The sequence below is a fragment of the Candidatus Bathyarchaeota archaeon genome, from assembly GCA_023131225.1.
In the GTDB taxonomy this organism is placed as follows: domain Archaea; phylum Thermoproteota; class Bathyarchaeia; order Bathyarchaeales; family SOJC01; genus JAGLZW01.
On the sequence record JAGLZW010000025.1, the window covers coordinates 16215 to 41209 of the forward strand.

The following is a 24995-nucleotide window of genomic DNA, read 5'->3' on the forward strand; positions in this document are numbered from 1 at the left end:
CTCTGATTTCTCCGTTTAGTCTTTCTATTTTGTTGTTGTTCATATCACCCTTAATTTTGATGTGTCTAATGTGCCGTGTTCTTGGGTTGCGGAGTGTCCAAAACTCGATTCCAAATCATACCTTATACCCGAAATATGCTTCGAGAAGTTGTGAATAGTCATTTCAACTATCCTGAATATATTATCCTATCCACAATTTCGTCAAGTGAATCACCCATTTTCTTCTTCTTATTCTTCGGTGAGACATTACGAAGACCTTGTGCATCAATCAAATTCAATATCCTTATAATAATCTCGTTGAGATACCGACGTGCGTCTATAGTCATGAAAAAGTCATATTTGGATCGTCCGCCATGGGCAATACTTGACCTCTTTCGATACAGCTTCTCTAAACTTTCTGATAGATCTAGTCTATCCTTCAAATCATTACCCAATAAGATTGCTCCTTTCTCAGAAAACTTGTGAGTAAGATCCGTCTTACTACTAATGATTAATCGTTCAATGGCGGCTACATAAAAGAAGAGTCTTTGATGGTCTGGAGAATGATTATCGCCTATTCTTTGGAAATGAAGAGCATCTTTAATGCGTTCTTCCAACTCTGAGGAAGGTTTAACGCACACATTATTCAGTCTATCAATTAGTTTCTGTTTACGGGAATAGTATGGGTATCTGTTAAATTCCACAGTAGTTGCAAGAAAGGGTTTGTTTTCGTTAGTATTCATTCCAATCGCGTGTTGAGGCAAATGAATTCTAGCTGTAGGCGTTGCTATTCTGAGTATGTCAAGAGACTCTTCTGAAAATTCAAACGCATTCTCAAACCTTATAGAGTAACTAATAGCAGATGTGGTTATCTTTAACCAATACCCAATATGCGGATCCTGTGGAATAACTATTTTTTTAACTATTTCTCTTAATATCCGTTCTTTTTCTGGTTTCTCATTTACAATTTTACCTTTAGCTAGGGATTTAGCAAAAACTTTTACTAGTTGAGGCATTGACTTAAAAGTTAAAAGTACTCCATAGCCTAGTCGATAATTATTAGGGAACTTTTCTAATTCTGACAATTGAAAATAGAAGTTCGTTTTCTTCACGCTGAAAAAATTCTCGACTGATTTATTGAACTCGTCGCGGTTTAATGATGAGAGTTTCTCTTTGAACATTTGTTGCAGTAGAAAATATCGCAGATGAGTAGGATCAATTGTATGATCTAATTTATGATGGATAACTCTCGCTTCCAGTTTTAATGTTTCATCCTCATACCGTCTATTATCATTCTTGAACTCGAAGAGTCTAAGACATTCACTCTTTAACAAATCGATTCTGCTAGCTTCATTCATAATCTTTACCAATTCAATTTAAACAATATGCACGATATAAAAGACTTATCAGAGACTTGAACATACGCAAAGCAGAGGGTTAAGAAAGAGCCATTTTTCATAGGTCTATTCCCATATAGATCCCCTTACCCCTTTCCCATTTCTGTTTTGACGTTAATTTTCATTAAATACCCGTATTATACAATGGGAACCTAAAAGGGAAAGGGAAAATGGGAAAACGCTTAGATTGCTGGATATAAATACTCCTAATCTGAGGTTCTTAACGAATTTAAAGTCTTGCAGATCAATTCCCAACTTTTCTGACAACAAATTTCCCTTCAAAATTGAGTTTCCCTCTGGAAATTGTGGGAAACCCCCAAAATGGGAACTGGAAAAATCGGGACTCTTATGCGCATGCATGCTTGGAAAAGCGCACACTTCTGAAATAATGGAAAGCTATCAAATTGAAATGCGCGCAGAAATTAGCCTCTTGTGGCTTCCAATAGCTTCTGTAATACAAACTTATCATATTCTTCATCAATTCTTCTCTTGAATTGTTCAATTTCTTTCTTTAATTTCCGCTTTTCGTAAAAGTAGTTATGTCTCTCCAAGCCTTTTTTGGTCATTTTGTATTCATATGCTCTCCCCAACTTTTTCCCTTCAACAAGCCCTCCTCTTCTCAGCCTTAATAACCTAACACCAAGAGTTTTAGGTTTCACGCCCCATAATGCTGGGTTTTCAAGAAGCGCCTTTACTGTCACATATTCTGTTATCGCACCTCGAGTTATCAATGCGCTCAATAGTTCCTCTTTCGTTATCATAATTTCCCAGTTCCCACAAGTCTACATCTAGCCGTAGAATAAATAAAACTTTTTTTGGGAAATGGGAAAACTAAGGATAGAAAAGTCGGTGGTGGAATTATGCTAATCTGTTTCTTTGTTTTCTGTTTGTGTTTGTTTTATCTCTTCTGCGACTTTTTGTCCCAGTTTTCTCATCTGTTTTTTTATTAAAGGCTGAATTATTTTTGACAGATTGGACACTCTTGTTCTTTCTTTTTCCAATTCCATTTCCAGTTCTTTTATGCCTTGTTGATATACCTGTTTAAGTTTTTCAATTACCTTCATTGTCTCATGATCTATTTTTCGCATTTCTGTTATCTGTTCTTCAAGATCTTGATTTTTTTCGGTTATGGTTTCAGCGGTTGTCTTGTAAGCGTTGACGTCTTCTTGTAGTTTTGTTACTGCATTTCTTAACTCCTCAATGACCTCATGGGTTTTGGGTTGCACTGTGTGCTTTATCGTTAAGAATTTCTTTAGTTGGATGAATTTTTCTCCTAGTCGCATAGTTGTTAAGTATGTGTCATCGCTTTTCGGTATGGCTTTTCCGCACAGTTTTTTGCCTGCTGTTAATCCGATTCCAGAATCTATTGCAGTGCTCATAAACATTTTTCGGAAGCAATGAAACGTTAAGCTTTTCCCATTCAATTTAATCTGAGCTTTGTCAACGAGTTTTTTGAGCAATCGGTTAAGCCATTCGTCACTAATGTGCCTTTTACCGTTGGAAGGAAACAAGTAAAGGTTATCTTTCTTCAACGTGGGTAAATATAGCCCTAGAAGTTCAATTGTTTCGTTACTCAAAAAACCATGAGCCACAACCTCTTCTTTCCCAGTCATGACATCAAACATTATTGGCGATTCTTGATCTAAAGGAGGCAATTCTTCTTTCTTGACCTTAATGAAGTCTGAAATTCGGAGTCCCAAGTCCGTTGCCATGCTTAGGATTACTCTTTCTCTGAGGTCTGCAACCTCAAACATTTTACGGACATGTTCTATACGCAACGGGAAACTTCTACTTGTCTTAACGGTCTTGCTGACTTTACTTCCCGCTCTGATTCTGATAGGCATTTGGTAAAATCTAGAAAGCTGTCTAATTCCCAATGTCAAATTTCGCGCAGTATTAGTCTTATATCCCTGCTCCAAAAGGTAACTGTGAAACTTTTCAATTTCCTTTTCAAATCTTGCCGCTCTGTTACGATATTCAATTAGATCTTCTCCCTGTCTTTGTGTCAAATCGTCTTTTCTCATTTCAAGAACTTCTCTAGGAGATTTGCAAAACCATTCGCAAAACTTTTGAATTCCAATCCTGTAGCTCTTCCTTGTATTGGGGTTTGCAACAGAATCCAAATATTCTTTCACACTCAACTCCATTCAACCATACTTCCTTGTTGGCTAGTCATATATCAAGCTTACGATTTTGCCAACTCTAAGTATGGTCTTCTCCCGCAACCCCCTCATTTTTCCTTTAACCATCCAAAACATCTATGTATGTTGGTAAAATCCTGCCATGCATGGGTGTGCGCGCATACGCAGACCTTATATCTATCGCGTCTTTCTCTATCGGAACTAAGCTCTTAGGATATATGCTGATGAGATTCACCGAAAATCTCAAGGAACAGTTCCCGTTCATCAAGGGAAATTATTTAATACTCATAATAAGCTGGATTCTAATGGATTTTGCAGGCGAACTGCCGGGAACTTACTATCCGGATTATGTGATCCAACTTGGCGGAAGTGCCACAATTATAGGATTGATCTCTCTTGTTTCGATGTTGTGTCTAGCTTCTGTTCAACTCCCCGGAGGCTATTTGGCTGACAAGTATGGTAGGCGTTGGTTAGTCTCAACAATGACATTTGGGGTAGCTTTTTCGTACATTTTCTACGCAGTAGCACCAACTTGGCACTTCATTTTGATTGGAGCCGCAATACAAAACCTTTGTCTGATTTATCAACCAGCACTGATGGCGACGATGGCAGATTCCTTGCCGCCAGAAAAGCGAGGAATGGGATTCTCTATTCTAAATCTTATAATGAGTGTTGCAACGACTCCGGCTCCGTTAGTGGCTCTCTTCTTGATATCAACCTACGGCTCAGAGACTGGCATGCGAATAGCGTACACCATTGTCACGATATTCTTTATTGTTGCAGCGATTGTGCGGCTAAAATTAACTGAGAGCATGAAAGAAACTGAAAAGGCCACTCTAAATGACGTACTACACTCCTATCCGGAATCTCTAAGACAAGGATTAAGCGTTTGGAAAACAGTGCCACGTTCGACATTGTTCTTGTTCTTCTCCACCATTATCATGCGTGCAGCATTTGCAATGGTGATGGGGCTCTTCTTGGTCTACGGGTTCTATGTTCTTCAAATAGGGGGAGCCCCGCAACCACAGATTTTTACACTTGCGATGGATCCCGCTCTCCAAAACGCGCGCGTTCTCTGGGGTTATGTTATGATCGCTGTATTTCTAGCGATGATAGTTATGTCGTTACCTGTAGGAAAGCTGCTCGATAAGGCTGGCAGAAAAATCCCGTTAATAATATCCGGTCTCCTGATGATCCCCTCCATTTTGCTTTTCATTTATGGAAATTACATCACCCTCTTCATAGCAATGCCCCTTCTCGGACTCGCCCAACTTCTAGGTTTCTCAGCTTACCAAAGCTTGTTTGCAGATCTTGTCCCCCAAGCACAGAGAGGAAAAGTCACAGGTTCAATGCACTTCTTCACCTACATATTCATGGCTTTTGGAGGACTTGCTGGCGGGCTCTTGTACGACAATGTATCCCCGCAAATCCCCTTTCTAATCATGCTCATTCTAATCATCCTGTCAATTCTCATAACGATCTTTCGCATTAAAGAACCCCAACCTGAAGAAAGAGAAGCCTAGTATTACGCGCGCATACGCGCTACTCGGACAAAGACGACTCTAACCCTTTTTTGCAACTATACAAAAATTTCTACATGATGTTTCTTCATGCAATTGCAAAAAACCACTTTGCGCATATACACATCGTTGAAGCCTAAAAGAATAGATATATAGAGTCCCACTGAAGAGTTTATACGCAATTTAACATACTTGAGGAAAAAGAATTGGCAAGTAAAAACGAAATCCCTGAAGTCAAGATCGTTGAAACTGAAAAAATCAAATTGAAAAACCCTCTTGTCATTCTAGGGTTCGCCGGAGTCGGATTAGTAGGAGGAATAGCAGTTGCCCACATCATCGAACAGCTAGAGATGAGGGAAATCGCCCACTTACGATCCAGATACATTCCGCCAGCAGTGGTCTTCATGAAAGGTAAACTAAGACACCCCTTCAGAATACACTCCAACAAAACAGGCAAACTCTGCACAGTCATTTCCGAAATCCCACTTCGCTCAGACGGAGCCTACCCAATATCCTCCACGCTTTTAGAATGGATAGAGGCAAAAGGAGCAAAAGAACTTATAGTCTTAGAAGGATTCAGCGTTAACCATTTCCCAAAAGAGCGAAAGGTATTCTGCGCCGCAGAACCCGAAACAATTAAGAAATATCAAGAAAAAGGCGTAAGAATGATAACTGCAGGAATCGTTCAAGGAATTGCCGGCAGCATCCTAGACGAATGCCTATCCAGAAAAATCTCTGGAACCGCCCTTCTGACCCCAGCAGTCTCGTTTATCCCCGACCCCGAGGGCGCAGCAGCACTAATAAACACCTTAAATCGAATCTATAACTTGAAAGTTGACATTAAGGAGCTTCTAAACAAAGCAGAAGAAATCAAACAGAGATTACAGGATCTTGCCGAACGCCATCGAAAAATGAGAGACGCAGAAGAAAAAAGCGGAGTGCCCGAAAGAGTATACATCTAAAATCGCCACGCGCGCCAGCATTCCACCAAGACATTACTATGATTAAGAATTAATAGAATCTTGCCAAACGACAACACACCCACAAGTCGCAATCACGCTAAGTTTGTACTTTCAATGGCAGATAAGGAACGCCACATGCGCTACGGATGGTTCAGATATTTTTCACAATCTGAATTAAGCTCGCCTAAGTCGCAAAAAAGTTGAGAATGCATACAGAAGCTTATGAAACCACGCATGATTTCTGAGATATTGCGTCATTTGGTTGAAGGCTTTTGACTTATTGCCTTTGAATTGGTTTTCTGCATGGCTGTCGAGTTGGTTTGGAACTGGACTTTTGTTTGAGATTCCTGCTTCTGATTTTTTCCAGATGTTTGGTCGTGTTTTTTCAGAGTTTTCTAGTTTTTGGGGTTTGATAGCTTTTTCCATTGTTTAACCATCATTTCAGAAATGCGCGCATTTAAATTTGGTAGGATATCATCATTCCAGAATGGAGCTATAATCTTACCGAAAAAGGGAACTGTAACGTTCAGTGTTCTGCTAGTATAGTCCGGTTAGAACATTCACACATGGAGATATCTCCCGAATTCCCGCAACTTCCTCCATTTTTTCTCAAATGCGTGTGCACCCTAAGCTTTAAGAACAAACTAGATGATGAAGAGTTGGAGTGAATAAACTTGGTCTACTGCTCTAAATGTGGGTTCAAGAACGAGGACGACGCCGAAGTATGCAGTAAATGTGGAGCGTCTCTTCAGATATCTCGCATCGAAAAAAGACGAAGTCGAAGGGAAAAGCGAGTAGAAGATGAATGCTTTGGCTTGCCACATGGCGGTACAATCGTAGGTCTGCTCATTGGTATTATAATAATACTCTGGGGGCTTACAACACTACCTGGACTACTGCCTGCAGATTTTGAGTTTTGGCCATGGATAATAATCGTCTTTGGTGCATTGATTGTCGCTGGGGCTTTATACGGCTTTACCCACAGACAGTAACCTATTCCTCTTTTTCTGCGATCACGCTAACGTGGCGCGCGCGGCGTTTATTAAGTAACAAGGCTAAATCAGCTTGTCTGCACTAGAGTTGGTTTAAAGAGTGGTTAGCAAAATGAAAAATGAGAATGTGAAAGCAACACTGCGTTTTATTGGAGTTGTGAAGAAAGTTGAAGAGGATGAAGCGAAAATACTTTTGTTCCCCCGATTCTGCTCGGGGCTTAAGGGTGTAGAAGCCTTCTCTCACTTAATTGTCCTATACTGGGCTCACCTACGTGACAGCAATAAGGAAAGGAATACCTTGTTAGTTTTTCCGAGAAGACACGCAGTAAACGTGGAAACTGGCGTTTTTGCTTGTCGAAGTCCTTCCCGGCCAAACCCTATAAGCTTATGCGTAGTCGAACTAGTGAAAGTTGAAGAATGCACCTTAACAGTGAAAGATCTTGATGCCTACGAAGGGACACCAATAATTGACGTTAAACCATACATGCCAAGGGCTGATTCCATCCCTAATGCAAGGGTTCCAGAGTGGACATCACGTGGTCCTCCAACATGAAAGAAGCCAATTCTATTAGAGTGGTAACAGTTGTCGACAATAATGTCTGGAAAGAAGGGTTGACCTCCAGCTGGGGGATATCTTTCCTTGTTGAAGTCCTTTACGACGACGGAAAACAAAACGTATTAATGGATACAAGCGGGTCATATCAAACATTCTTCGATAACGCGTCGAAGCTCAGCATAGACCTTTCCACAGCTCAGGGGATATTTATCTCTCATTGGCATGGAGATCACTGCGGAAGCCTAAGCCACATCCTACCTCTGCTGAGGCGCCCAATTCCAGTTTTTGTTCCTTCTGAGCATTCTTGGTTGAAGAAAATCGTGAATGCTGGTGGAAGGCCAACTGTCTGCTCTAAGCCTACTGAATTTCTGGAAGTTTTTATGTCAACAGGTAGTTTTGGCTTTTGGTTGAAAGAGCACTCCTTAATCATGAAACTAAAAGATGAAGGATTAGTGGTTTTAACTGGATGTGCCCATCCTGGAATCACAAGAATCGTCGGTCGCGCAATCGAGATTGCCAATGCTTCAAAGGTCTACGCAGTTATTGGCGGTTTTCATATATCAAGCCGAAGAGAAGGTGAAAGGATTGGCGGTTTCTTGCGCAGATTAGACGCTAAAGTTATTTCCCCCTGTCATTGCACTAGTACAGATGCCAAGCAAGCCATTGCCTCAGTGGTTGGAGACGCTTATGTCGAAAACGGTTCTGGTAGGATCATTGATTTGTGCGTGGCGAAATGATATGAAAGAATTAGTTTCATTGCGTGATTATTAGTCTGCGCATGCAAATGTTTGAGATTCCGTGAACGCCGAGTGGCGTCCTATTTCTTTGGAGAGGTTATGCGTGGAAACCATTTAGGCACTTTTCGCTGGTAGTTTCGATAGGTGTCTCCGAACATCCGTATGAGGTCATTTTCTTCATAGGTTGCCATTCTATCATACAAGAAGAAAACTATGATCCACAGCCCTAAGGATATGATGGAAAGAGTGGATAGAAAGAATCCTAAGTATGTCAACAAAGTGCCAAGGTACATTGGATGCCGAACTCTTGCATAAACACCTGTGTCCAAAACTTTAGGTGGATCGCGTATCTGGCCGAAAAGCGATTCGTGCGATAGCCACATCAACAATAATCCTGAACCAATAGAAATAGCCGCAAAAATCAATTGTATAACAAGAGGGATTGAGTCCGCGAGAATTGTTGAGAAATGCAAAGCAAACGAGTCAAATCCCCAAACCGCAAAGAACAGAACTAACAGCAATACTTGTATCTGATCTCCACGTGGAAGCTCTGCACCTAGATCTTCTCGTCTTCTTGGGATTCTATTCACGACCTAAGCAAAGAGAGGCTTTGACTGAAATTAAAATTTTTCGCATCTCTGGGGGGACGTCCTTAGTAGAATTTACTAAAATATCCTAAAAAACTGCGCCCGCATAGATTCTTACGGTTTCGCCTTCTTGACGATTGAATGGTTAATGGATGCCGTAATCATTAAGAATGGTAAGGTGTTAGTTGAGGTGGAATTCAAATGAGGTTTTATGTGGACTGGTGGTAAAGGCGTCTTATGGACATCAAGAGAGGCTTAATTGTTGTTTCAGTTTATCTTGGCATTTCAGTTTTGATTTTTGCCAGCGACTTTATACCGCTAGGAATGGTTGAAGATATCAGTGTTTCACCTGCAATTTTCTCTCTTATCTTGCTTGCCCCGCTTTTCTTGTGGTACGTGCGTGTGCGTAGAAAGTTTTCTTCTAAGGACGAAACGGAGAAAAGCGTTGTCTGGGTTGAGGTTTTCGCCTTATTTCTATTATCAATGGCTGTTCGTATCCCTTTTGTGCTGATTATGGGGATGGCCTTCGAGAAGACTGCAGTTATTTACCTTATTGTCTTGACCGTTGCTTTGGTTAAGAGAAACAATTTAGGTGTTCTTGGTTTCAGAACCGAACATTTCACCCGTTCGCTCTTGATAGGTTTAGTTTATTATTTAGTGTTTGGAATCGCTTTGTTCGCAACGTTCTTCGGCTTAATCTACGCGTTTACTGGACATCTGGTTGTTACGGGTTACGATCTGTTTCCATCTCTCTTCGTTTTTCCCTTCATGACCTTCTGCGTAGGCATCAGCGAGGAAAGCTTGTTCCGAGGCTTCATACAAACACGCCTGGCAAAGTTCTATAGTGAAAGGAAGGCTTTGCTGGTTCAAGCTTTGCTCTTCGGCGTTTGGCACTTCATCTGGCACGTTTCCCCGTTCGACTCAATCGGAATGCTACTACATGTTTCCAGCGCCTTCGTTTTCGGCTTAGTTTTCGGACAGTTTTACAGAAAGTCGAGAAACCTTATTCCACTTATACTCGCACATGGCCTTGTAGACACAATCGGATACGGAGCCACTTTCAATCCGGCGCTAGAAATGACTGACCCCCTCGTTCAAGGGATTCAAGCACTTTCTTTCATCACGGGCATAATCATTCTCGCCTTATGCACAAAGTTTCTAGCAGGAAAGGCACAAGTTGACGCCAAAACACATGTGCATCCGCAGCTTTAAGAGAAGCAAAATATTTCTTAGTGGTAATGGAAAATGGTAATGTTGGATGGTAACAGAATTGAAAACGCAAATCGGTGTTTGGATTGATTCGGCAACTTGGAACGCATATAAGATGTTGTGCAGTAGAGAGAAGCTGCGACCTGCAGAGGGTCTTGAAGAGTTCTTGAAGGTTGTTAACTGCGAAGGTTCTGTGGCAGCGGCTCTTCAACTGTTGCGAAGTACCGCTGATGACGAAGGCGTTAAGGCTCAAGTGGAGGTGTTGATGAAGTGGAGCCGCCAAGGCAAATACTGGTTTTATGACAATAGGGGAAAACAAGTTAATATCAAAGGAGTGCTTCTCGAAAAACTGGGGAAAATCCGAGATCCACGTCTCCGGGCAGAAGTTGAAGCCCTATTGAAAGAGAAAAAAGAAGAACCTGAACACGTGACTCCGTCTTCCTTCAAAAATCTGTTGGGCTAGATAGCCAGTAGAGCAGCTGAAACGCACAAATACAATTTCCAAGTTAACATAAACCGTCAAAAAATAGCAGTCCAGATACCAGAACTTTTAGACTACCCCTCCCCCCTCCCATACCTCTACTATGACTACTGGCAACCACCTCACCAGTCATATGTTAATGATGGCTTGGTAGGATTAACGCGAGCAGTAATGGAATAGAAGGTTGATAAATTCTAGCTGCATTCTCAAGGACAGTCGCTAATATAAGAATTGATAAGGTATATTCTCTTGGCTAAATGCTTGAGCAAGTTCTTTTTTCTTCTGGATGAAGAAACTTGGCGACTTTGCATGTTCAAGCCTATGCTTTCTGTATACCCAATCCGCGTGATGATAGTTCATTTTGTCAACCAGTACATAGTCCACAATTTCGTGTAAATGCTCCGCCAAATCTTCAGCTTTTAGGAGTATTGGTGCTATCATTACGAATGTTCTAAAGCCCGAGGAATGCAGTTCCTCTACCGTTTCAAGTCTTTCCTTTATCGGTGGAGAATTCGGTTCAAATATTTTCCGTATATTTTCATCGGCAGTTGTGATTGTGAGTCCAACCTCAATATCGTCAAATCTTTTCAGCAGTTCCAAATCCCGCGTAATGAGGGAAGACTTTGTTTGAATTGTAACAGGCCAACTGTGTTTTGACAAAATTTCAAGGCACCTCTTTGTAAGTTCGTATCTCTTCTCAAGGCGTTGGTATGGATCACACGTTCCACTTATCCAAACCCTGCCGACTTTCTTCTTCTTAATCTCGCCTTGTAGCAGTCGCGGTGCGTTAATTTTCACGTCAACGAATGTGCCCCACTCTTCCTTGTGACCAGTGAATCTTTTCATATATCGCGCATAGCAATAAGTGCAGCCATGTTCGCAGCCAATGTAAGGGTTGACCGTGTAGTCGAGGACTTTTGACTTGGACAATATGGTCTTTGCGTAGACTTCTTTGACGATCATAGACCTTCAACCGTACACCTACATCTTGTTGGGAGTTTTCCACATCTAAAGGAAAGATAGCGCTTCAGTTAAGTTTTTTATTGTGTCAATGTTCGTCGGAGCCGTTCCCTCTCGGTAAATTATCAACGGTTTTTAGTCCAGTCGCCTTGACTACGTAATGTGTGAGATGCACGAAACTTTTATGAGACGGGGTTACGACGGTATTATTGTATACGTATACGTGAAGGCCAATTCTCAAACCATATACCCTTGGGAACTGAAATGAGAAAGGAGTTATCACTAACTTTCGTGTTGCTTGTTATTGAAATCGCTTTCTTAACATGCGCTTCGATTACTAGTGTTGGGCTTGGCTTGGCTCCATCGGCGTCCAACATGTCCGGTGAGTCTTTGACGGCGACGTACGTACACCCCTTCGATGGATATACTTTGTTTGCTCCCATGCGCTCAACGATAACCTACTTAATTGACAATAGTGGACAAGTCATTCACACGTGGGAAAGCGATTACAGACCCGCGCTTTCTGTGTATCTGCTTGAAAACGGAAGCATTCTTCGCACCGCCTTTCCAGGTCTTCCGAGTAATTCTACTTTTACAGCTGGAGGTGGTACTGGGGGACTTGTTCAGAAGATCGACTGGAATGGGACAGTCGTCTGGGAATTCAAATATTCAAACAATCAACACCTTCTGCATCATGATATAGAAGCATTACCAAATGGTAACGTGCTTATGATCGCCTGGGAACATAAAACGGGTGAAGAGGCGATCGCGGCAGGCCGTGATCCTAGCTTGCTGACTGATGGCGAGCTTTGGCCCGATCATATCATTGAAGTCGAACCCACAGGTGCAACAGGGGGCGACATCGTCTGGGAATGGCATGCCTGGGATCATCTAATTCAGGACTACAATTCAACTGCAGAAAACTATGGCGTCGTAGCAGCCCATCCGGAGCTGATAGACATCAATGTATATGGGCGACCTGGCGCCGACTGGAATCACATCAACTCTATTGACTACAACGAAGAGTTTGATCAGATTTTACTCAGTGTTAATGCATTTAGAGAAATCTGGGTGATTGATCACAGTACCACGACCGAGGAAGCTGCTAACCATACTGGGGGAAACAGTGGAAAAGGCGGTGCCATTCTTTACCGGTGGGGTAATCCTCAAACTTACCGAGCTGGAGATGCAGACGATCAGAAGTTTTTTCATCAACATGATGCTCAATGGGTTGAATCAGGTTTCTCAGGGGCGGGAAACATTCTGGTTTTCAACAATGGTCAGAACCGCCTCGATGGATCATACTCTTCTGTGGATGAGATTGTGCCACCTGTAGATAGCAACGGTAGCTATTCCATTACTTACGGTTCTGCCTATGGCCCTGAAGAACAGACATGGATATACACAGCTGAGCCTCCGACCAGTTTATATTCCAGTGGCATTTCAGGTGCCCAGCGACTTCCTAATGGAAATACACTTGTTTGTGATGGACAAGGGGGACGCTTCTTCGAAGTTACCACTGAAAAGGAAGTCGTCTGGGAGTATGTCAACGTTTTTCCCAACGGGGGGATGAACAATGTGTTCAAAGTATGTCGCTATGGACGGGATTTTTCAGGGTTGTTGGACCTGATACGTCCTAATGACGTAGCTATTACCAACGTAGATGTTGACAAGACTACAGTGTTGCAAGGACAGGAAGTGATAATAGAGGCAACAGTCGAGAATCAGGGTGTTTTCACTGAAACGTTTAATGTGACAGCCTACGCCAATGCTACTGAGATTGGTAGGGAGCTTGTCAACGATTTGGAACAAGGTGCAAGTCAAGTTCTAAGTTTTGCGTGGGATACTGGCAGCTTCACTGGAGGCAATTACACTATAAACGTCGCAGCGGATGTCGTAGCCAACGAAACTGATACTTTAGACAACACATTCACATATGGTGTTAACATAAGAGTATTATCTCATGATGTTGCGGTTGTAAATGTTACACTCTTCAAAACTATAATTGGGCAGGGATACTCAACATTTGCAAACGTGACTGTTAGAAATCAAGGTGATTATACTGAAACATTCGATGTGACATTAAATGTCACTACAATGATCATTGACACATTTACAAACATAACCTTGGCGAGTCGAAACTCTATGTCTGTCAATTTTGTGTGGAATGCTACTGGTTACGAAAAAGGCAACTACACACTCTACGCTTATGCCTCTCTAGTCGATGGAGAGATCGATTTGGAGGACAATATGTTTACTGTGTGGGTGCTAGTAACTATTCCAGGTGACATTAATGGAGATTCAGAAGTAAACATTTTTGATATTGTCACAATAGCTGGCGCCTATAACGCAGAACAAGGAGAGCCCCACTACATTGCTAACTGTGACATCGATGGCGACGGAGACATAGACATATTTGACATAGTAGCTGCGGCTGGAAACTACGGAGAAAGCTGGGAACCATAGAATTTCTTAGAGACGCAGAGTGAATTCAAGGAGACTACTCTTTCGCAGATTTGCGCTTGAAACATATGCTCAAGGTGATTACCATAGATACCATTATCAGAATTGAGACGCTCCAAGCACGTGAGTGCCAATATCCAGACTCTGTGGCAACTGAGACACCTCCCACTGGTATGCCATAAACTGCCGTGTACGTTGTCGATCCAGATAGGGTTATTATTTTAATCCTGTTGGTATCGCCGTCTTCAAGCCAGTGAGACCAGACATATCCATCATATGTTTGAGGCATTTCAACCGTGTAAGAACCTTTAAGTAGCCAATCCATATATGGCGTCGATCTCGGAATTCCGTTAATAGTGAAGTCTATTCCGGTTACATGCGAAGATTCTATGGTTAACTGATAGTAAGGCCCTTTATAAATCGCGTTCACGGTGGTGTTTCCGCTCATGATTATTGTTCTTAAGCGGCTTGTATTTCCGTCACTCCATTGGTCCCAGTAATATCTAGAATCTCCGACGGTATATACTTCAGGCATCTCCAAGCTAACTGTTGTGCCTTGTTCGTAGATTCCAAGCCAAGGTGTTGCATGGGATGCGCTGTCAACTGTAAACGTCACTCCAACAGGTGAGCTGTTAATTGCTAGGATATATTGGGGAGGTCCTGCAACTTTAACCAACCAGAAATCTTGACCACCAGCCCCGAAAGACTGCGTGAAACCAGCTAACACGTACCCTTTGTCAGCAGTTCTTGCAATAGAATTTAGAACATCATTATTGGGTCCACCAAATGTTTTGTTCCACTCCATGTTTCCACTAGCATTAGTCTTGACTAGCCAACCTTCTTTGCCACCAGCCCCGAAAGACTGCGTGAAACCAACCAACACGTACCCTCCATCATCAGTCTCTAGAACATTTGCTTCCACCATAGAGTGGGAAGGATCATTTCCACTTCCACCGTAGGTTTTGTTCCACTCGTGATTCCCAGAAGAATCAACCTTAACCAACCAGAAATCTAAGCGGCCCTCTCCTAGAGATCTTGTGCGACCAGCTAACGCATATCCCCCATCAGGCGTCTCTATGGCAGAGAAAGCGTTTTCTGCAAGGGTTCCACCGTAGGTTTTGTTCCACTCGTGATTCCCAGAAGAATCAACTTTAACCAACCAAAAATCAGTGTCTCCAGCTCCGAAAGAGTTTGTTTCGCCGGCCAATATGTATCCTCCGTCACTTGTCTCAACCACTGCCCGTGCAGCGTCGTTATTAGGTCCACCGTACGTTTTGTTCCACTCGTGATTCCCAGAAGAATCAACTTTAACCAACCAGAAATCTTGGCCACCGGCCCCAAAAGACTGCGTGAAACCAACCAACACGTACCCTCCATCGCCAGTCTTCGCAATGCATCGTGCGGCTTCAAGACCAGCTCCACCGTATGTTTTGTTCCACTCGTGATTCCCCGCAGAATCAACCTTAACTAACCAGAAATCAGCAGTTCCTGCCCCGAAGGAGTTCGTGCGACCAGCCAATGCATATGATCCATCGCTATCTACAACAGAAAAAGCAAGGTCGTTGCCAGTTCCTCCATAGGTCTTGTTCCATTCCATGTTTCCATCTGCATCAGTCTTTACCAACCAGAAATCTCTGCCGCCTGCCCCAAAAGACTCTGTCTGTCCAGCTAGTATGTATCCCCCATCACTTGCCTGAATGACGGAACGCGCAACCTCCCACGCAGTTCCCCCATAGGTTCTAGTCCATTCAGTTTCCGGAGGCTCAACACCTTCTGCCCATCTAATGCAGAACCCGGATGCAAAAATAGCGATTAACATCAATGCCAAAATTAATCCTAAAAATCGTTTAAGCTTCACGCTGGTCTCCCCTTTCTCAGATAAAAAAAGGTCAAGACATCGTTATAAGGATTTATGGAACTAGCTTCTATAGTAGCTGCACTACTACGCGCGCGTCTCAATTAAATCTGCAGAAGTGGTGAAATGAAAATCAGAGGTCCAATATGTAGTATTGAAGGGTATTTGCAGAAAGAGGAAACTCATGTAGAATACAACATTACAAAGGGTATATCAATGGAAATGCAGATCGAATTGACAAGAATTCAGCAGACTTAATCTTAGATTCAAGAGATGATATGTAAAAATGGATGGATAATTTGATGAGTAAATCCAAGACGAATGTTGTGGTCAAACCTTTAACACAAAAGAAGAATTGGAAGCACACAATGAGAAGCATCACAAGAAATCTTGTTGCAAGTAGCCAAACAACATCAACCCAAATGACAAACCACCCATATTTTTTAAATTTGTTCTCACAAGCTAAACTGGATTTTCCACAAGCCATAAAAACTGAAGGAAGCAAATTGTATGTTGATATAACTTGAAGAAACTAAAAGATATTGATTATCGAATTCTCTCTGAATTGCTAAAGAACTCTAAGATGAGTGATAGGAAACTGGCTAAGAAAATTGGAGTTTCTCAACCAACCGTCACAAGAAGGAGAGCAAGGCTAGAAAAGGATGTAATAGACGGTTATACTCTTGTCCCAAAATGGGAGAAACTGGGATATGAGATTCTTGCATTCACGTTTGTCAAAACGAAACAGACCCTTGGATTAAAAGAAAAATATAAAGCTGCCCACGAGAGAGGAACAAAATGGCTGATGAACCAAGCCAACGTCATTATGAGTGGTGGATGCAGAGGAATGGGTGTGAATGGCTTTATGATATCGGTTCACAAGAGCTACTCAGACTTTGACAGCTTCATGGCTAAACATAAACGAGAATTGGGGGATACGTTTACTGATGTTCAAACGGTTCTTGTGAACCTTGGTGGAAATCAAATACTCAAGCCTCTTCATTTGAAATACTTGGCAGAAGCAAAATAGTCTTTCCACTATTCATGTCAGCAACACTGCTAACAGCCATAATGCACAGAAGAAAAAGAGCAAATCCCACAAGAATTTCGGCAAGGTCTACTCCTGAACTTGTGATAGAACCTTTCTTGCGAATTCTCTAGCTTTCTGTAGGTCTTCAGGTGTTGGATGATTCATGACTTCTTTGATATATTTTTCCCACTCATCAGGGGATGTGATTACCTCTCTCTTTATGAATTCTTGTATTGGAGGAGATGGTACACCTTGGCAATTGTAACAACCCTCGAAGTCAATTTTCTTTTCTTTGCTTGTTTTTTGAAAAGATGATGTGCATTTAGATGCCCATCTGTTGAACCCTTCTGAGGAGGTTGCATGAGTAAAGAATCCTGCAAGCTTAAACTTAGGTGGATGTGGAATAGCATCCAAGATTCTTTTTATTGGAGCCGCTAGGTCTGTTGAGTGACAAGCTGAACCTAGAAAAACAACATCATAATCATTCAAAATGTCCACTGCAACCTCATCAACTCTCTTCAAATTTGCCTCATGCTTCTTTGAAGCCTCTTCATAAATGGCTCTAGCAACCTTCTCAGTGTTACCAGTTTCGCTATAATAAGCAATCAACACTCTCATCTAAACAACTCCTGACTCTAACCTTCAAAGGATTCCAATAGCCAATACTTTGACAAGCAAACTTATTTTAAGATTTCCTGAAAAGTTTCTTTGCACAAGTCATAAAACAAGAATATAATGAATATGACAAGCGTTTAAACCGATTTCAGCATGCATGCTTTATCATCATGGTTGCTGTAGAGCTAGATTTTATATGGTTGGCTCTATACCAATTAGAATAAGACTCCCAATCTATGTTAGAATCTTTGGGAATCAAATTGGGAATAAATAAGCTCTTAGAAGGCTTAGATTCCTGAATTGCAAGGGGCTGTCGGCTAGCTTGGTCGAGGCTATGAGACTTGGGCTCTCGTGACCCCGGTTCAAATCCGGGCAGCCCCATCATCGAGCGGCTTCCCTCTGATGCTCTTATTTTAACCTTTTTATGTAGACGTTCAAAAACTGGTTGATCAATATTTTCAGATGGTTATCACACGTTTTAGGAAATTAAGATCTAATCTGCCAAATTTCGAGTCTAGAACGCAAGTGTTTCTCTTTGGGTCATTCTGAGTTTACTGCTTTTTTTTGGATCTCTGGGTTTTCTGCAATTCAACATATTCTTCTACTGCCTTTTTAACATCCCAAGTTTTCCGTTCAGCCATTAGTAGTTTCAAGTAGTTTTTCGCTCTTTTCTGCATTACATAATACCACAAAGCAGTAGGAGGGGTCAGAAACAAGGCGTAGATAAGCCATCCAAAGATTCCCACCCTTAAGGATAATACAAAAAACAGCGGGACGAATGGATAGAAGAAAACAAAAAGCAATTCAGCATAGAGCTCCAAGATATACCTATCCATCTCGCGTTCCTCTAATCGACAGAATCCATCCGAATTATTTAAGACTTAGCACAAACGGCGTTTAAAAGAAATCGTAGAAATCGTGTGTTGGCTCAAGGCGTGATGCTAGATAGAATGCTTGCGATTCTTTCTTTAGAACTCAAAACTAAAATATGATTGTGCAATTTGAAAATCTAGACAAGAGTCTTTATTCAACTACAAATTGTATGTTAGTTTAAGGGATGTGACTGATTGACTGCGTTACTATGTAAATTGGGGTTCCACAGGTGGAGGGATTATGGAGAACGTGTGCTTCTTATTTGGAAAGAACCAGGATTGCTTCCAGGAACTAAGCAAGGAAGGCGAAAACATGTGTTCTCTGAAAGGGGATGCTTGCGGTGTGGAATTAAAGAAAAGAGGAAATTTTCCGAAAACGTTGATGGAACCCTAGCAGCAGCAGGATGGGAAATAGTAGAAGAAAGCAAGGCAGCATAAAGAAATACGTATACAGGCGTTTGCGCGCGCAACGTATGATGATTATCCAATGTAGTAATTCATTCTACCTTCTTCAGCTTGCAGTGTCTCGGACGCTTCCCGGTTTTTTCAAATTCTTTAAAATGCTTAAGGAAAAGGGGTGTTTCCGGTGCTGACTGCACAAATTCTACGAACCTTGTGAGCTTTCCTATGGTTTCACGGTTTATTTTATGTTCTATCTCGCAAGCATCCTTCTCAGCAGTCTCTTTACTAACCCCTATCATAATCAAAAACTTCTTTAATGCTTGATGCCGTTGTTCTAGAATTTCTGCAAGCAACTTCCCTTTAGACGTTAGTACAACCCCTCTATACCGCGTATAGGTAACAAACTTCTGTGCATCCAGTTTCTGTAGCATGTTTGTTACGCTTGGAGGCTTCACATCTAATGCATAAGCTATGTCGGTAACTCTGGCGTAGCCATGTTCTCTGATTAGACCGTGGATTGTTTCAACATAACCTTCCTCAGTTTCACTCAACCTATTTACTTCAACCATTCCCAACGTTGCCTGCCCCTAAGAAGTTCTTACCCTTCTCAGTTATAACATATACGTTGCTAGCTCCTTCTGTGGAAATGCAGCTTTTTGACATTAAGCAGTTAAGACAGGCTGGGGGAGGACTTTGCGAACTCGCTGGTAAAATTAGATATCCTTTTGAAACAAGTAAAGACAGAACTGCCTCTAGTGTTACTTCTTGGATATTGACTTTGTTAGCGATTTCTTTCTTATTTAGAACACCTAGATCTTGAACGAGTTGCAGAACTTCTTTTATCACAATTTATCCTTTCCTCTTCCATGTCTGCAGTGTCATGTATAATCCTGGAAGGACTAAGGTAAATAGCCAGATGGCTGGTCTTATGTCGTCTAGCCAAATCCATTCCGCCCAGTCTCCTAAAGGATCTGCGTGGGGTTCAGGGGTTACTTGATAAATACCATATCCAAGGGCATGTGAAGCCATTATTGTAGCATATACTGCGAAGAACACCATAGCTAGTATTGTCCCAACCACCAGAAAGGAGATTCCTTCTCGATTGCCTTTCCACTGTGAATCAATGCCGAAGAGGAAGATGATGCCTATTATGATAAGCATGCATCCACCGAACAAGTCTGGACAAATTAGAGCCGTGCTTATGTCCAATTGAAACCAGCCAAGACCCAAAGATTGGTCGAGGCCCAAAACTAGTTCAAACAAGCCGAAGAGGGAATAAATTAATCCCAGACTTAGCGAGTAGGTAGCCATACCTTTTCCAACTCTTACTTCTGAACCCATTTAAATCACCTATCCGAAACCCAGTAACCCTCCAATTCCAACAATAACCAAGGCTACAACATAAGCCAAAACGATTTCATAAACAACAGCGAAAATCGTCCATTTCCACGAGCCTGTCTCACTCTTTATCACGCCTACAGTAGCAAGACAAGGGACATATAGTAGAGTAAAAGCCATCAAAGCATAAGCACTCGCTGGACTAATCGAAGCAAGAAGCGCAGTCTGTATATCTGCCTCACCTCCAACCCCATAAATTACACCTAAAGACTCCACAAATATCTCCTTCGCCAAAAAAGCAAATATGAGAGATGTAGCGATTTGCCAGCTAAAGCCTAATGGTGCAAAAATCGGTTGAATCACACGGCCGATCATTCCTGCAACTGAATCTCCACTACCAGGTTCCACACCCCAAGGCAACACAGAAAGCAACCAAAGAATGACCGCTCCCAAGAGAAGATAAGTGCCTGCCTTTTTGAGAAAGACAACACCTCTTTCCCACATGTGAATTATGGAACCGTGGAAAGTAGGCATCTTATACGTAGGCAATTCCATGATGAACGGCGATGGTTCACCCTTCAAAATCGTTTTCCTAAATAGCAACGCCAACAATATTGCCATTACAATGCCGAGAATGTACATCGACCATACTGCTGTGGCTGCATTGGCAGCAAAGAAAGCTCCTGCAATCAAGATGTAAACAGGTAAACGTGCTGCACAGGACATGCATGGATTGACCAGTATAGTTATCAATCTGTCCTTTTCTCCTTCAATGCTTCGCGTAGCCATTATCGCAGGTATGTTACATCCGAAACCTAGTAACATAGGAATGAAAGATCTGCCGTGCAGCCCAAGCTTATACATTATCCTGTCAAAGACGAAGGCTGCCCGTGTCAAGTAGCCACTGTCTTCAAGTATTGATAGTACCAGAAACAGAAAGAATATTGGTGCTATGAATACCATTATGAATCCTAGTCCGCCGAAGATTCCGTCAGCTAGAAGAGAGGCGATTACTTCGTTTGGAATTTGTGCAGCCAAACTAGATAACAACGCGAAGAACATTTCAATGAGCCCCATGAAGGGAGCAGAAGCTTCAAAAGTGAACTGAAAAACTGCCCACAATAATGCAAGAAAAGCTGGAATTCCTACATATTTGTTGAGGAAAACCTTGTCTAGCATGTCAGAGAAAGTCCATTTATGTTCTCCCCTTTTCATAGAAACTTCTAAAACCCTACCAATAAGCTCGTATCTTTTATCTGCCAAAACAATTTCGGGGTCGTCTCCAAGAACTTGCTTTGCTTTCATGCGATGACTTCCATAATTTCGTGTCTTTGCTTACTGCCTTTAATCTTGGTCAAAACATCCTCATCATTTTCGAGAAGCTTGATAGCCAGCCATCTTAACGGATATTTTCCGGCTAGGTTTTCATCTTTTTCGAGAATCTTCACAACGTAATCGACAAGCTCTTCGATTTTCTTTCCATATGTTATTTTAGGCTTCGTTGAAGCCTTTCCTTTTGTAGCCTCGCGTATTGCGTCCTTAAGCTCCTTCATGCCCTTCTTCTTGGTTGCGACGGTTGGAATTACGGGCACGCCTAGTTGCTCTGAAAGTTTCTCCACATTGATTTTGTAGCCTTTGTCTTCGGCGATGTCGAACATGTTCAACGCTACGACTACGTTAGTTTCTAATTCCAATAATAGAAATGTGAGATAGAGATTTCTTTCGATGTTTGAAGCGTCAACTATGTCAACTACGACGTGGGGTTTTTCTTCTACAATGTAGTTTCTGGCTATTAGTTCATCTACTGCACGAGCTGTAAGGCTGTAGGTTCCAGGTAGATCAACTATCTTTAACTTAGTTCCTTTATAGATACACCAACCATCTTTCTTTTCAACTGTTTTTCCAGGCCAGTTTCCTACATGTTGCCTAGCGCCAGGCACCAAGTTGTTGAATATAACGCTCTTACCAACGTTTGGATTACCTATTAGCGCAACGGTATAGGACATTTGAATCACATTACCTCCTCTACCATGATTTTCATGGAAACACCTCTTCCCAAAGCTATCCTAGAGTCTTTAACCTCTACGAGCACAGGACCTGCGTAGGGATTGTGATTATGTACAATCTTGACTTGCGTTCCAGGAGTGAAGCCCATTTCACTCAATCTTCTGACGAGACATCTTCCTCCGTAGATCTTTGTAATTTTAGCTTCAGTTCCAATGGCAAGTGTGCCGAGAGGTATTTCCATCATCATTCTTCCTCCACATCGACATAGATTTTCTCCGCCTCTCTTCTTCTCAGACTCAAGTTGTAATCTTTTAGTTCGAACTCTATCGGATCGCCAAGGGGTGCTTTTCGGACGACTTTAATTTTGGTCCCTCTTACAATACCCATAGCTATTATTCTACGTCTTGCTGCGATGTCTCCCGCTATTCTGATGACTATTCCTCTTCGACCTGTTTCGAGGCTGCTTAATTGTAACTCCAAAGTTAGCCATCTCAAACAAATTTAGTTAAATCTAAATTTGTTATATAAATTTAAACGCTTATTTATAAGCGTTTCCATATACACGTGGAATCTTCCAAAAAAACGAGATGAGAAAAACTGGAACTACCACTAACTCACCTTAGAAATGGCGAAAGCGGAGTCATAATCTCCATCAACGCATCAGCAAGTCATCATCATCGTCGTCGCCGGCGCAAATGGGGTTTTCAAAAAAGACTAGAAGACATGGGTCTCACCCCAGGAACCAAAGTAACAGTAGTCAGATCAGCCCCTTTCCATGGCCCCATAGAAGTCCACGTAAGAGGCTCCAGATTAGCAATCGGAAGAGGAATGGCAGAGAGAATTCTAGTGAGCGTAGAAAGGTGACCAAAAAGCGAATCATCATCGCCCTAGCTGGCAACGCAAACGTTGGAAAATCAGTAATATTTAACCATCTAACAGGAATGCACCAACACATCGGGAACTGGCCTGGAAAAACAGTTGAAAAAGCAGAAGGGACACTTCACTTCAGGGGCTACACCATAGACATCATTGATCTGCCTGGAATCTATTCCCTATCCACTTTTTCCATAGAAGAACTTATCTCGAGGGAATACATCGCAATCGAGAGCCCTGACCTCGTGATCAATGTTGTTGATGCCTCGGTTCTAGAAAGGAACCTGTTCTTCACGCTTCAGTTAGCGGAACTTGAGACACCGATGATAGTAGCCTTGAATCAGATGGACATGGCAGAAAAGAAGGGTATAAAAATTGACCACAAGAAACTGGAAGAAATCCTAGGCGTACCAGTAATTCCAACTGTGGCACCAAGCCGAGTCGGCATCTACGAACTGCTGCAAGCATCCGTCGCCACCATTGAAAAAGGAGAGGTTGCCCCTTCAAAAATTAGATATGGAGAGGAAATTGAGGAGAAAATTCAAGAACTCAGTAAATCCGTCAAGAGGTTGCAGCTTCCATACCCTGCTAGATGGGTCGCGATAAAACTTTTGGAAGGAGACGAGCAAATAGAGAACAAAATTCGCCAGATGGCCCCTAACATCTTGTCGACTGCAAGAAAGCTCGCAGAGGAAATCGAGAATATTCATGGACATTCCTGTACAACTGTTATAACATCTGAGCGATACGAGATCGCAGGATGCATTGCCCGAGAAGTACAGGAAATAGTGACACCGGCAAAACCTCCGATGCGGGAAAGATTACACGCCTTAACAACTCACATCGTCCTCGGATACCCGATAATGGCTGCAGTGATACTCGCTATCTTTTTCGGCATTTTCTCCTTTGGGGACTACACATCTGGTTTGTTGAGTGATCTTTTTTATGGACTAGAGCCTATTTTTAAAAGTGTTTTAGGAACTGGTATTTTAGGAGAACTAGTTTGGGGTGGCATTTTAGAAGGGCTGATTGCAGGGGTTACAATTGTGTTGCCTTACATTCTTCCATTTTATTTGATGTTGTACTTTCTTGAGGACTCAGGCTACCTTAGTAGAATTGCGTTTTTGATGGACAATTTGATGCACAAGATAGGTTTGCACGGAAAGGCGTTTATCCCGATGATGCTGGGTTTCGGCTGTAATGTTCCTGCCTGTCTGGGATGCAGAATAATGGAGACTGACAGGGAGCGGCTTATCGCGATTTTTGTTGTCACGTTGGTGCCTTGCGCCGCGACAACAGTGATAATTCTCGGTCTTGTCGGCGCCTTTGTAGGCTTTCAGTGGGCATTATTGTTGTACGCTGTTAACCTGTTCATCATTTTTATTCTCGGAAGAATAGCGTTCAAGGCTTTGCCGGGTGAACCAACTGGATTGATAATGGAGATGCATGACTACAAAGTACCACATGCAAAGACCATAGCAAAGCAAACTTGGTTTAGGCTAGAGGAATTTGTCAAGATGGCATTTCCACTCATAATACTAGGCAGTTTCATAATCAAACTCGTGGAGATTCTCAACCTATTAGAGCCAATAGCGTACGTCCTCAGCCCCATAACTGTTCTTTGGTTGGGGTTGCCTGCAATCACTGGAATAACCTTGATTTTTGGGATACTAAGGAAAGAACTGACCTTGATAATGCTAGCAACTCTTCTAGGGACCTCAAATTTCGCTGGAGTTCCAGGTTTTGGACCGGTACAGATGATGGTGTTCACCTTAGTGGCGATGCTCTATATCCCTTGTATTTCAACCATCGGAGCACTGGTTAAAGAGTTGGGTTGGAGAAAAGCACTGTTCATATCAGTTTTTGAGGTAGTTTTTGCGATTTTTGTTGGTGGAATAGCATTTAGACTACTATTATTAGCAAACATTTGGTGAGTGGAAAACACTCGCAAAGCTGCTTTCCATCAAAAAAGATAAGTCTTAGTATGAAATACTGAAGGTATACAAGAGGGAAAGATGC

Annotated in this window: 25 protein-coding genes, 1 tRNA gene and 1 pseudogene; 12 read left to right on the forward strand and 15 right to left on the reverse strand. The window is 42.1% G+C overall.

Translation table 11 applies throughout. The features are described 5' to 3' along the window. Window positions 1-167: 167 nt before the first annotated feature. The 3 genes from KAU88_06450 to KAU88_06460 all read right to left on the reverse strand — a co-directional run bounded on the left by KAU88_06450 (window position 168) and on the right by KAU88_06460 (window position 3511). A complete protein-coding gene (locus tag KAU88_06450) occupies window positions 168-1337 on the reverse strand; it encodes a hypothetical protein (protein MCK4478150.1) in 1170 nt (389 codons plus the stop codon). 461 nt (window positions 1338-1798) lie between these two features. Then, the gene (locus KAU88_06455; protein MCK4478151.1) at window positions 1799-2137 is read right to left on the reverse strand and encodes a hypothetical protein; all 339 of its coding nucleotides are present in this window, start codon (window positions 2135-2137) and stop codon (window positions 1799-1801) included. A 102-nt stretch (window positions 2138-2239) separates the two neighbouring features. Beyond that, window positions 2240-3511, reverse strand: a complete 1272-nt coding sequence (locus KAU88_06460; GenBank protein MCK4478152.1) for a tyrosine-type recombinase/integrase — start codon at window positions 3509-3511, stop codon at window positions 2240-2242. A 230-nt stretch (window positions 3512-3741) separates the two neighbouring features. On the opposite strand from KAU88_06460, the gene KAU88_06465 reads away from it, so the two are divergent. Both KAU88_06465 and KAU88_06470 read left to right on the forward strand, forming a co-directional pair. After that, window positions 3742-5040 carry an MFS transporter gene (locus tag KAU88_06465; GenBank protein ID MCK4478153.1) on the forward strand — a complete coding sequence of 433 codons (1299 nt, stop codon included), beginning with the start codon at window positions 3742-3744 and terminating at the stop codon, window positions 5038-5040. A gap of 203 nt (window positions 5041-5243) precedes the next feature. Continuing rightward, entirely contained in the window at window positions 5244-5999 is a 756-nt protein-coding gene (locus KAU88_06470; protein ID MCK4478154.1) for a proteasome assembly chaperone family protein, read from the forward strand. Between the two features lie 174 nt (window positions 6000-6173). Here KAU88_06470 and KAU88_06475 read toward each other — a convergent pair whose 3' ends face one another. Next, window positions 6174-6425 (reverse strand): hypothetical protein, encoded by a 252-nt coding sequence (locus tag KAU88_06475; protein ID MCK4478155.1) that lies wholly within the window; start codon window positions 6423-6425, stop codon window positions 6174-6176. A gap of 248 nt (window positions 6426-6673) precedes the next feature. On the opposite strand from KAU88_06475, the gene KAU88_06480 reads away from it, so the two are divergent. From KAU88_06480 to KAU88_06490, 3 genes are all read left to right on the forward strand, one after another. Continuing rightward, window positions 6674-6991 (forward strand): zinc ribbon domain-containing protein, encoded by a 318-nt coding sequence (locus KAU88_06480; protein MCK4478156.1) that lies wholly within the window; start codon window positions 6674-6676, stop codon window positions 6989-6991. A 112-nt stretch (window positions 6992-7103) separates the two neighbouring features. Then, the gene (gene tsaA, locus KAU88_06485; GenBank protein MCK4478157.1) at window positions 7104-7544 is read left to right on the forward strand and encodes a tRNA (N6-threonylcarbamoyladenosine(37)-N6)-methyltransferase TrmO; all 441 of its coding nucleotides are present in this window, start codon (window positions 7104-7106) and stop codon (window positions 7542-7544) included. Then, window positions 7541-8284: an MBL fold metallo-hydrolase gene (locus KAU88_06490; protein ID MCK4478158.1), complete on the forward strand. Its 744-nt coding sequence runs from the start codon at window positions 7541-7543 to the stop codon at window positions 8282-8284. Before tsaA ends, KAU88_06490 begins: the two co-directional genes overlap by 4 nt. A gap of 80 nt (window positions 8285-8364) precedes the next feature. Here the strand turns inward: KAU88_06490 and KAU88_06495 are convergent, their stop codons facing one another. Further along, complete coding sequence (locus KAU88_06495; protein MCK4478159.1) at window positions 8365-8874, reverse strand: isoprenylcysteine carboxylmethyltransferase family protein; 510 nt, start codon at window positions 8872-8874, stop codon at window positions 8365-8367. 234 nt (window positions 8875-9108) lie between these two features. Here KAU88_06495 and KAU88_06500 point away from each other — a divergent pair, with 234 nt between their 5' ends. Both KAU88_06500 and KAU88_06505 read left to right on the forward strand, forming a co-directional pair. Further along, window positions 9109-10083: a CPBP family intramembrane metalloprotease gene (locus tag KAU88_06500; GenBank protein MCK4478160.1), complete on the forward strand. Its 975-nt coding sequence runs from the start codon at window positions 9109-9111 to the stop codon at window positions 10081-10083. 46 nt (window positions 10084-10129) lie between these two features. Then, window positions 10130-10543, forward strand: a complete 414-nt coding sequence (locus tag KAU88_06505; protein ID MCK4478161.1) for a hypothetical protein — start codon at window positions 10130-10132, stop codon at window positions 10541-10543. Between the two features lie 237 nt (window positions 10544-10780). Here the strand turns inward: KAU88_06505 and KAU88_06510 are convergent, their stop codons facing one another. Then, window positions 10781-11524 (reverse strand): radical SAM protein, encoded by a 744-nt coding sequence (locus KAU88_06510; protein MCK4478162.1) that lies wholly within the window; start codon window positions 11522-11524, stop codon window positions 10781-10783. Between the two features lie 261 nt (window positions 11525-11785). Between KAU88_06510 and KAU88_06515 the strand changes: the two genes are divergently transcribed. Continuing rightward, window positions 11786-13987, forward strand: coding sequence for an aryl-sulfate sulfotransferase (locus tag KAU88_06515; protein ID MCK4478163.1), 2202 nt, complete (start codon window positions 11786-11788; stop codon window positions 13985-13987). Between the two features lie 34 nt (window positions 13988-14021). Here the strand turns inward: KAU88_06515 and KAU88_06520 are convergent, their stop codons facing one another. Next, the gene (locus KAU88_06520) at window positions 14022-15842 is read right to left on the reverse strand and encodes a hypothetical protein (GenBank protein MCK4478164.1); all 1821 of its coding nucleotides are present in this window, start codon (window positions 15840-15842) and stop codon (window positions 14022-14024) included. Between the two features lie 520 nt (window positions 15843-16362). On the opposite strand from KAU88_06520, the gene KAU88_06525 reads away from it, so the two are divergent. Then, window positions 16363-16869 (forward strand): Lrp/AsnC family transcriptional regulator, encoded by a 507-nt coding sequence (locus KAU88_06525; protein ID MCK4478165.1) that lies wholly within the window; start codon window positions 16363-16365, stop codon window positions 16867-16869. An 87-nt stretch (window positions 16870-16956) separates the two neighbouring features. Here KAU88_06525 and KAU88_06530 read toward each other — a convergent pair whose 3' ends face one another. Then, the gene (locus tag KAU88_06530; protein MCK4478166.1) at window positions 16957-17487 is read right to left on the reverse strand and encodes a flavodoxin family protein; all 531 of its coding nucleotides are present in this window, start codon (window positions 17485-17487) and stop codon (window positions 16957-16959) included. 303 nt (window positions 17488-17790) lie between these two features. Here KAU88_06530 and KAU88_06535 point away from each other — a divergent pair. Then, window positions 17791-17865: transfer RNA gene (locus KAU88_06535), tRNA-Pro, on the forward strand. Between the two features lie 170 nt (window positions 17866-18035). On the opposite strand, the gene KAU88_06540 is transcribed toward KAU88_06535, so the two are convergent. Beyond that, window positions 18036-18320 (reverse strand): hypothetical protein, encoded by a 285-nt coding sequence (locus tag KAU88_06540; protein MCK4478167.1) that lies wholly within the window; start codon window positions 18318-18320, stop codon window positions 18036-18038. Between the two features lie 231 nt (window positions 18321-18551). On the opposite strand from KAU88_06540, the gene KAU88_06545 reads away from it, so the two are divergent. After that, complete coding sequence (locus tag KAU88_06545; GenBank protein MCK4478168.1) at window positions 18552-18794, forward strand: hypothetical protein; 243 nt, start codon at window positions 18552-18554, stop codon at window positions 18792-18794. 59 nt (window positions 18795-18853) lie between these two features. Here the strand turns inward: KAU88_06545 and mntR are convergent, their stop codons facing one another. The 6 genes and pseudogenes from mntR to KAU88_06575 all read right to left on the reverse strand — a co-directional run bounded on the left by mntR (window position 18854) and on the right by KAU88_06575 (window position 22598). Then, window positions 18854-19333, reverse strand: coding sequence for a transcriptional regulator MntR (gene mntR / locus KAU88_06550; protein MCK4478169.1), 480 nt, complete (start codon window positions 19331-19333; stop codon window positions 18854-18856). Then, entirely contained in the window at window positions 19320-19604 is a 285-nt protein-coding gene (locus KAU88_06555; protein MCK4478170.1) for a hypothetical protein, read from the reverse strand. The genes mntR and KAU88_06555 overlap by 14 nt, the downstream gene beginning before the upstream one ends. A 3-nt stretch (window positions 19605-19607) precedes the next feature. Then, window positions 19608-20099, reverse strand: a complete 492-nt coding sequence (locus tag KAU88_06560; GenBank protein ID MCK4478171.1) for a hypothetical protein — start codon at window positions 20097-20099, stop codon at window positions 19608-19610. Between the two features lie 9 nt (window positions 20100-20108). Further along, window positions 20109-22102: pseudogene (feoB, locus tag KAU88_06565) on the reverse strand (ferrous iron transport protein B). Window positions 22103-22107: 5 nt separating this feature from the next. Continuing rightward, on the reverse strand, window positions 22108-22350 hold the full coding sequence (locus KAU88_06570; GenBank protein MCK4478172.1) for a ferrous iron transport protein A: 243 nt from the start codon (window positions 22348-22350) through the stop codon (window positions 22108-22110). Continuing rightward, window positions 22347-22598, reverse strand: coding sequence for a ferrous iron transport protein A (locus tag KAU88_06575; GenBank protein ID MCK4478173.1), 252 nt, complete (start codon window positions 22596-22598; stop codon window positions 22347-22349). The genes KAU88_06570 and KAU88_06575 overlap by 4 nt, the downstream gene beginning before the upstream one ends. Before the next feature lie 200 nt (window positions 22599-22798). Between KAU88_06575 and feoB (KAU88_06580) the strand changes: the two genes are divergently transcribed. Further along, complete coding sequence (feoB, locus tag KAU88_06580; protein MCK4478174.1) at window positions 22799-24910, forward strand: ferrous iron transport protein B; 2112 nt, start codon at window positions 22799-22801, stop codon at window positions 24908-24910. Window positions 24911-24995 lie beyond the last annotated feature (85 nt).